The following is a 7557-nucleotide window of genomic DNA, read 5'->3' on the forward strand; positions in this document are numbered from 1 at the left end:
CCGGCCCTGCCGGTGCGAGGCGACGGCGACCCGGTCGCCGAGGAGCACGTCGTGGCGGATCTCGGAGGCGGAGGAGACGGGGTCGAGCGGCCGGGTGTCGACGGCGTCCCGGACGGCGTCGTCCCGCGCGTCGTAGTAGATGAGCTCGCGGCCGTCGGCGAGGGTGGTGACGGTCTTCTTCACGGCGATGTCCTCAACGCGGTGTCCTCAACGGGATGTCGTCAACGGAGTCGTCAACGGGGTGTCCTCGGCCGGTCCCCTCGACAGACCAGAGAACCAAACAGAACCACGCACAAGGAACCACAATCAAACATCCACGGTCAATCCCCACGGCGCGTCCCCGCGACCTCCCGCCCTCCTTGGTCTGGACCTGTCACACACAGGGCCTCAAGCTGACCGTATGGACTTGGAGTTGCGGCACCTGAAGACGGTCCGGGCCATCGCGGAGGCCGGCAGCCTCACCCGCGCGGCCACCGCTCTCGGCCTGGCGCAGCCCGCCCTGAGCGCCCAGCTCAAGCGGATCGAACGCGCCCTGGGCGGCCGCCTCTTCGAGCGCGGACGGGACGGGGTGCGCGCCACGGCCCTGGGCGACCTGGTCCTCGAACGGGCCCGAGTGGTCCTTCCGGCCGTCTGCGAACTCCAGGAGGAGGCCGTCCGGTTCGCCCGGGAGGGAGCCGCCGGCTACCGGCTCGGCGGAACCCACGGACCGCTGCTCGGCGGGCTCGTCGACCGGCTCGCGCAGACGGAGCCGGAGGCCCAGGTCAGCACGTGGACCTCCTGGTCGGAACGGGAGATCGCCTGCGCGGTGGTGGCCGGACGCCTCGACTTCGCGCTCGTCGGCGCCTGCGGCGAGAGCCCGCCGCCCGAGGCGGGCCGCCTCGCGTGGACGGAGGTGGCCCGCGACCCGGTGCACGTGATGCTCACGGCCGGCCACCCCCTCGCCTCCCGACCGCAGGTGGAGCTGGCCGAGCTGGCCGCCGAGGACTGGACGGACGTACCGGGCGACGGCTGCTTCGGCGACTGCTTCGCCGCCGCGTGCGTGCGGGCCGGCTTCACTCCGGCCCGGGTCTACGAGACCGACACGGCGTCCTGCGTCCACCTGGTCCAGGTCGGCCGGGCGGCGGGCCTGTGCCGGGCGACCTTCCCCGCCACCCCCGGCATCGTGATCCGGCCGCTCGCCGGGACCCCGCTGATCTGGCGTCACCTGCTCGGCTGGCACCCGGAGGGCCGGGCGGCGGGCCGCGCCGCCGCCGTCCTGGCCCACGCCCGCGACGCCCACGCGGAGGCCCTCACCGGCAGCGCGAGCCACACGGCGGCGACCGCCTGAGGGACCCGGCCCCCCGTGGCCATACCGCGAGGGGAGGGGCCGACCGACAGCTCCCCCCGCACGACGGGCGTCCCTACGGTTCTCGGCAGATCCCCCACCGAGAACCGAGGAGATTCCCCATGCTCCGACGACACGCCCGTGCGGCGTGTACCGCGCTGGCCGCGGCCGGCCTGGTCCTGGCCGGACTTCAGGCCGGTTCCGCCACCGCCGCCCAGCCCTCCCCCGGTACCGCGCCGTCCGTACGGAGTGCCGCCGAGACCCTTGGAGCGGCCGAGGCACAGCCCGAGCTGCTCGCCGCGATGGGCCGCGACCTGGGCCTCACCCGTGCCCAGGCCGAGCGGCGGCTCGTCAACGAGGCCGAGGCGGGGACCGCCGCCGCCCGGCTCCGTGACCGGCTCGGCGCGTCCTTCGCCGGGGCCTGGGTCGCGGGTGCCGAGTCCGGCTCCCTGACCGTGGCGACCACCCGCCCCGACGCCCTGGCGACCATCCGGGCGACGGGAGCCACGGCCCGGCTCGTCCGCCACGAACTGGCCGCCCTGGAACGGGCGAAGGCGTCCCTGGACCGGTCGGCCGGGGCCGAGACGCCGGTCCGGTACGTGGACGTGCGGGCCAACGCGCTCGTCGTCGAGGAGACCCGCGCCGGCGCCGCCGCACGGCTCGCCGAGGCCACGGGGGTGCCGCGTGAGCTCGTACGCGTGGTGCGGGCCGCCGAGGCGCCGCGTCCGCTGTACGACATCCGGGGCGGCGACGCCTACTACATGGGCGGCGGCGGCCGCTGCTCGGTCGGCTTCGCCGTGACCCGGGGCACCACGCAGGGCTTTGCGACCGCGGGTCACTGCGGCCGGGTCGGCACCAGCACCAGCGGCTACAACCAGGTCGCTCAGGGCACGTTCCAGGGCTCGACGTTCCCCGGCACCGACATGGCCTGGGTCGCGGCCAACACCAACTGGACGGCCACCCCGTACGTGAAGGGCGCGGGCGGCGCGAACACGCAGGTCACCGGCTCGGTTCTGCAGCCGGTCGGCTCCTCCGTGTGCCGTTCCGGGTCGACCACCGGCTGGCACTGCGGCACCATCCAGCAGCACAACACGAGCGTGACCTACCCGGAGGGCACGATCAGCGGCGTGACCCGCACGACCGTATGCGCCGAGCCGGGCGACTCGGGCGGCTCGTACATATCCGGCAGCCAGGCCCAGGGCGTGACCTCCGGCGGCTCCGGCAACTGCTCCAGCGGCGGCACCACGTTCTTCCAGCCGCTCAACCCGCTGCTGCAGACCTACGGCCTGACGCTCAGGACCACCGGGTCCGACCCGGGCCCCGGCCCCGGCGAGCCGGAGCCGGGCGGCACGTGGGCGGCGGGCAAGGTGTACGCGGCCGGTGCCACGGTCACGTACGGCGGCGCCACCTACCGCTGCCTCCAGGGCCACCAGGCGCAGACCGGCTGGGAACCGCCGAACGTTCCGGCGCTCTGGCAGCGGGTCTGACCACCACCCGGGCCTCCTCCCCGCGTACCGCGTACGAAGCGCCACCCGCCCCCGCCGGGCGGGTGGCGCTTCCGCGTGGCGAGCCGCGAGAGCGCGGTGCCGCGCCGAGAAGCGCGGGGACGCCCCAAGCGCCGTGGTGACGCGGCGAGGAACCGGTACAGCCTCCAGGCCGGCGCGCACACGATTCCCGCGCCACCCGCGCCACCGCGCCGAGCGGTGCGGTGACCGCTAAGGAGCCTCGGTCCGTGCCCCCGGGACCGGGGCCCGGTCCAGGAGGCCGGTGCGGGCCGCCAGGGCCGCCGCCTCCAGACGGGAGCCCACGCCCAACTTCATGAGCACCCGCTGCACATGCGTCCGCGCCGTGCTCGGCGCGATCCCCATGCCCGCCGCGATCAGCCGGGTGTCCTCGCCCTCCGCCACCCGGACCAGGACCTCCACCTCACGCGGCGTCAGCATCCGCAGCAGCCGCTGCCCCTCGTCGTCGGGCTGCGCCGACGGGTTGAGCAGCTCCGTGAACGCCCCCTGGAGGAGCTGCGGCGCCACCGCCGACTCCCCCGCCCGCGCCTTGATCAGCGCCCGCTCCACGCCCTCGATGCGCTCGTCGTGCCGTACGTACCCCGACGCGCCGGCCGCGAAGGCCGCCGCGATCCCGCGCGGCGACGGCACCGGCCCAAGGACGACCACGGCCACCTGCGGCCGCTCGCGCTTGATCCGCACGATCGGGTCGAAAGCCCCCGGTTCGGCCGGGGCGGCCGTGCCGAGCAGGCACACCTCGGGTGCCCGGCTCACCACCAGGTCCGCCGCGCCCGCCACCGGGGCCGCCGCCGCGAGCACCCGGTGCCCACGCAGTTTCAATGCCGAGGCGAGCGCCTCGGCGAGCAGACGGTGGTCGTCGACCACCATGAGCCGCACGCCCATCGAGCAACCCCTTAGATCCCCCCTGGGGCCGTCCCCCGGCCCCAGCCACTCCGATGACCCGGCAAACTACACGTTCGTCCCCCCGGACTTCGAATACCTCGCCCGTCGGGGGCCCACGCAAACAGCCCGGCGCGCCGAGTGAATCGACGCGCCGGGCTGTGCGATCGCGAGCCGGGCTCAGGTGCCGGGGCTCAAGTGCCGAGGCTCAGGTGCGGGGCTCAGTTGGTGGAGAAGCCCAGCGCCAGGTACTCCTTGTAGCTGCTCGACCCGCTCGGCTTGCTGATCATGACGTCCGAGATGAACATCCGGCCGTTGGCGTACAGGATCTCGGCGTAGTCGCCGGAGAAGGTGCCCTCCGCGTCACGGACCGTCTTGTCGGACGGGTTCTCCATCAGCACGGTCGGCTTCATCGTGCCGCCGTCGATGGAGACGATCTGCCCGCCCTTGTCGTACGGCGGCATCTTGTACGCCAGCAGGTTGCCGCCGTCCATGCGCAGCGGGACCATCGTCCACCGGTCGCCCGCGTCCGCCTTCTGGACGATCTGCTTGCCCGTGGTCAGGTCGAAGGCGAGGATCTCGTTGGTCTCGTCGCCGTACTCCCCGGTGCTGCCCTCGCGCTCCTCGGTCGGCAGGTAGAGCCGGCCGTTGCCGACGACGACCTTGCTGCAGGTCTCGACCTCGGTGGAACGGCACTTGGCCGCGAACCGGTCGGCGTCCGCCGCGATCTTGACCTTCAGCTTGCCGGTCTTCTCGTCGATGGAGAAGAAGTCCGAGATGCCGCTGCCGTCACCGGCGGTGTCGCCGACGTCGGCCGCGACCACGAGCGGCTTGGTGGAGACGATCGCCGCGTACTCGACACCCGTGGGCATCTTGAACTGGGAGATCGGCGCGCCGGTGATCGGGTTCAGATTCTGGATGACGACGTACTGGCTGCCGTACGAGCCGCACTTGCGCGCCGCGACGAGGCCCTCGCCGCCGCCGTAGCCCATGTCGTAGCAGCTCTCCGCGTTGGCCTTGGGCTTCCAGCGCGGGTTGCCGTTGGCCAGGTCGAAGGCGGCGCCGCCGTCGGTGCCGCCGGCCGCGACGGTCGTACCGCTGAGGGTGACCTCGCTGAACCTCGCCTTGTCGTCACCCGCGTTGCCGCCGGTGACGGAGGCGGTCCAGACCAGCTTCCCGGCGTTCAGGTCGACGACGCCGACCTCGGTGCACGGCTGGTAGAACTTCGGCCCGACCCGCTTGGTCGCCTCGAAGAGGATCGCGGTCTTGTTGTCCGCGGTGGTGTGCCGCGACGTGCCGCAGACCTGGCCGGGCAGGGCCAGGGTCCACAGCGGGGTGCCCTTGTCGAGGTCGCGGCCGATGATCGCGTTGACGTCCGTCTTCACGTACGCCTTGTCGGTGATCCAGGAGCCGCTGACGTCCGTGGTGTCGTCGACCTTGGGCTGCGGAAGCTGGAACGAGAGCGAGGACTTGGTGTCGGCGGGCACCTTCTCCTTGCCGTTGCCGCCGAGGCCCGCGCTGTCGCCGCCCTTGTTCTGGCCGCCGGTCGCGCCGGTGGTGCCGCCCGCGGTGTTGTTCTCCTCGCCGCCACCGGAGCTTGCGTACCAGACCCCGCCGCCGACGATGAGGACGACGGCGACGACCGCGGCGATGATGATCTGCATCTGCGTGGACAGCTTCTTGCCGCCCGTGCCGCCGGGCGCCACGACCGTGGACGGCTGCGGCTGTTGCGGGTAGCCGTAGGGCTGCTGGGGCTGCGCCGGATAGCCGTACGGCTGCTGCGGCTGCGTCGGCGGCTGCTGCGGGTACCCGTACTGCGGCTGCGTGGGCGGCTGCTGCGGGTAGCCGTACTGAGGCTGCGTCGGCGGCTGCGCCGGCGGCTGCTGGGGGTAGCCGTACGCGGGCTGGCCGGGGGCCTGGCCCGGCGGCTGGTTCGGCGGCGGCGTGGGCGCGCCGAAACCACCGGGAGGAGGGTCCTGGGGCGCGCCGAAACCGCCGGACGGCGGGGTCGGGGGCTGGTTGGGCGGCGGCGGAGGTGGCTGCGTCATGGTGTGGATACCTCGGAAGTCATGCGGGCGTCGGCCGTGCCGACGGCGACAAGCGCCGCCACGACCGCCGTGTGCACGGCGGTCGTGGGGCGCTCGCCCGGCTGCTGCGGTGGGGTCATCGGTGACGGACCGGCGTCACTTGCTGAAGGACATCATCGTCTTGGTCTCCTTCTCCTCCGCGTCGTTCTGGGCGCTGACGCGCCCCGCCGCCACGATGAAGTGGCCGCCGGAGTAGAGGTAGGCCGGGCTGTAGTAGTCGTCCTCGATCTCGGCGGTCGAGAGCGGGTGCTGCTGCAGGATCTTCGGCGAGCCGCCGGTCGGCGCGATGGTCGCGACGGCACCGCCCTTGTCGTACATCGCCTTCATGTAGACGACGACCTCCGAACCCTCCATGCGCAGCGGGGTGATCGAGCGCTCGGCGGGGGCGGCGGCGCGCCACTTCTGCTTGCCGGTGTTCAGGTCGAACGCGACGACGGCGTTGGCCTGGCGGTACTCCGAGTCCGTCGCCATGTAGAAGGTGTTGGCGTCGGCGGTCACACCGTTGCAGCCCTGGAGGTTGCGGCCGAAGACGACGAACGCGCCGCCGCCGCAGTCGGGGGCGTACTTGTCGGTGCCGCCCTGGATCTGCGAACGGAGCTTGCCGTCCGCGGTGACCGCGAAGACGGTCCACTTCTTCTCGTCGCGCTGCTGGGCGGAGACGACCAGCGGGTCCACCGAGTAGACCTTGTCGACCTCCCAGGTGGGCTTGAGCTTGAAGGTCCACTTCGGCTTGCCGGTCAGCGGGTCGACCTCGCTGACCTGCTCCTGCGGCTTGTTGACGTCACCGGTGCGGCAGGCCGCGGCGGCGATCAGCTTGGAGCCGCCCGCGAAGGCGTACGGCTGGCACTGGCCGTCGGCCGGCTTGCCGAAGAGCTGCTTGCCGTCGGCGAGCGAGAAGCCCCAGGAGTGGTTCATGCCGGCGGCCGTCACCGTGGAGCCGCTGATGGCGAGGGTGATGTCGGAGAACGAGCTGAAGCCGGTGCCCTTGTCGAGCGACTTCTTCCAGCCCGCCTTGCCCGTCTTCAGGTCGATCTGCTGAAGGACGTTGCAGTCGGCGCGGTCGCCCGCCTTGTCGTTGATCGCGATGACGAGGATGCCGTCGGCGGAGGGCTCCGGTGCGGCGGCGCAGACCTCGAAGGGCGTGTCCAGGTTCCACTTGGGCGCGCCGTCGGCGAGGCCGAAGCCGCTGACGCCCTTGTACATCGCCTTGGCGACGACGTCGCCCGCCACCCACGGGCCGAAGACGTCGGCACCGTTGCGGGGCAGGTCGACGTTGTTCTTCAGCAGCCAGTCGATCTTCGCCTCGCCCTGCTGGCGACCCGCGTTGAGGTCGTCCTCGGCGTTGCGGCCGTCACCGGTGCCGTCGCCCTGGTCGACGGACTCGGACGGCTTCGGGGCACCGCTGGTGGCCGTCGGCTTGGCGACCGGCTTCTCCTCGTCGTCGCCGCTGAGCGCGAACCAGGAGCCGAGGCCGATGACGAGCGCGGCCGCCACGGCCGCGCCGATGACGACGGCCGGCTTGCCCTTGAACGGGTTATTGCCGCCCGGCGCGGGCGCCATGGGCTGGGTGGGGTAACCGCCGCCACCGCCGTACGGGTTCGGCTGCTGGCCGTACGGACCCGGCTGCTGCCCGTACGGGCCGGGCTGCTGCGGGTACCCGTAGCCGGGCTGCGGCGGCTGCTGCTGCTGCTGCGGGTAGCCGTAGCCGGGCTGCGGCGGCTGGTTGTACGGGCCGGGCGCGGCG

At 72.9% G+C, this 7557-nt stretch carries 5 protein-coding genes and 1 pseudogene; 2 read left to right on the plus strand and 4 right to left on the minus strand.

The features are described 5' to 3' along the window. Positions 1–183 (minus strand): annotated as a pseudogene (locus tag AB0E14_RS38695) (galactose-1-phosphate uridylyltransferase); the annotation flags it as partial. A 217-nt stretch (positions 184–400) separates the two neighbouring features. On the opposite strand from AB0E14_RS38695, the gene AB0E14_RS38700 reads away from it, so the two are divergent. Both AB0E14_RS38700 and AB0E14_RS38705 read left to right on the plus strand, forming a co-directional pair. Next, a complete protein-coding gene (locus tag AB0E14_RS38700) occupies positions 401–1327 on the plus strand; it encodes a LysR family transcriptional regulator (protein ID WP_362429935.1) in 927 nt (308 codons plus the stop codon). Between the two features lie 119 nt (positions 1328–1446). Further along, on the plus strand, positions 1447–2811 hold the full coding sequence (locus AB0E14_RS38705) for a carbohydrate-binding protein (RefSeq protein WP_362429938.1): 1365 nt from the start codon (positions 1447–1449) through the stop codon (positions 2809–2811). A 228-nt stretch (positions 2812–3039) separates the two neighbouring features. Here the strand turns inward: AB0E14_RS38705 and AB0E14_RS38710 are convergent, their stop codons facing one another. From AB0E14_RS38710 to AB0E14_RS38720, 3 genes are all read right to left on the minus strand, one after another. Next, positions 3040–3729 carry a LuxR C-terminal-related transcriptional regulator gene (locus AB0E14_RS38710; RefSeq protein ID WP_362429941.1) on the minus strand — a complete coding sequence of 230 codons (690 nt, stop codon included), beginning with the start codon at positions 3727–3729 and terminating at the stop codon, positions 3040–3042. 218 nt (positions 3730–3947) lie between these two features. Continuing rightward, positions 3948–5774, minus strand: coding sequence for a PQQ-binding-like beta-propeller repeat protein (locus tag AB0E14_RS38715; RefSeq protein ID WP_362429944.1), 1827 nt, complete (start codon positions 5772–5774; stop codon positions 3948–3950). 135 nt (positions 5775–5909) lie between these two features. Further along, positions 5910–7557 (minus strand): PQQ-binding-like beta-propeller repeat protein (locus AB0E14_RS38720; protein WP_362429947.1); only part of this gene is annotated, 1648 nt, incomplete at its 5' end.

It is taken from the genome of Streptomyces sp. NPDC047981 (assembly GCF_040653315.1).
GTDB lineage: Bacteria > Actinomycetota > Actinomycetes > Streptomycetales > Streptomycetaceae > Streptomyces.

What these genes read in the sequence shown, in the direction of transcription:
- AB0E14_RS38700 (WP_362429935.1), top strand. Translation starts at nt 401, where the DNA reads ATGGACTTGGAGTTGCGGCACCTGAAGACGGTCCGGGCCATCGCGGAG.
- AB0E14_RS38705 (WP_362429938.1), top strand. Translation starts at nt 1,447, where the DNA reads ATGCTCCGACGACACGCCCGTGCGGCGTGTACCGCGCTGGCCGCGGCC.
- AB0E14_RS38710 (WP_362429941.1), bottom strand. Translation starts at nt 3,729, where the DNA reads ATGGGCGTGCGGCTCATGGTGGTCGACGACCACCGTCTGCTCGCCGAG.
- AB0E14_RS38715 (WP_362429944.1), bottom strand. Translation starts at nt 5,774, where the DNA reads ATGACGCAGCCACCTCCGCCGCCGCCCAACCAGCCCCCGACCCCGCCG.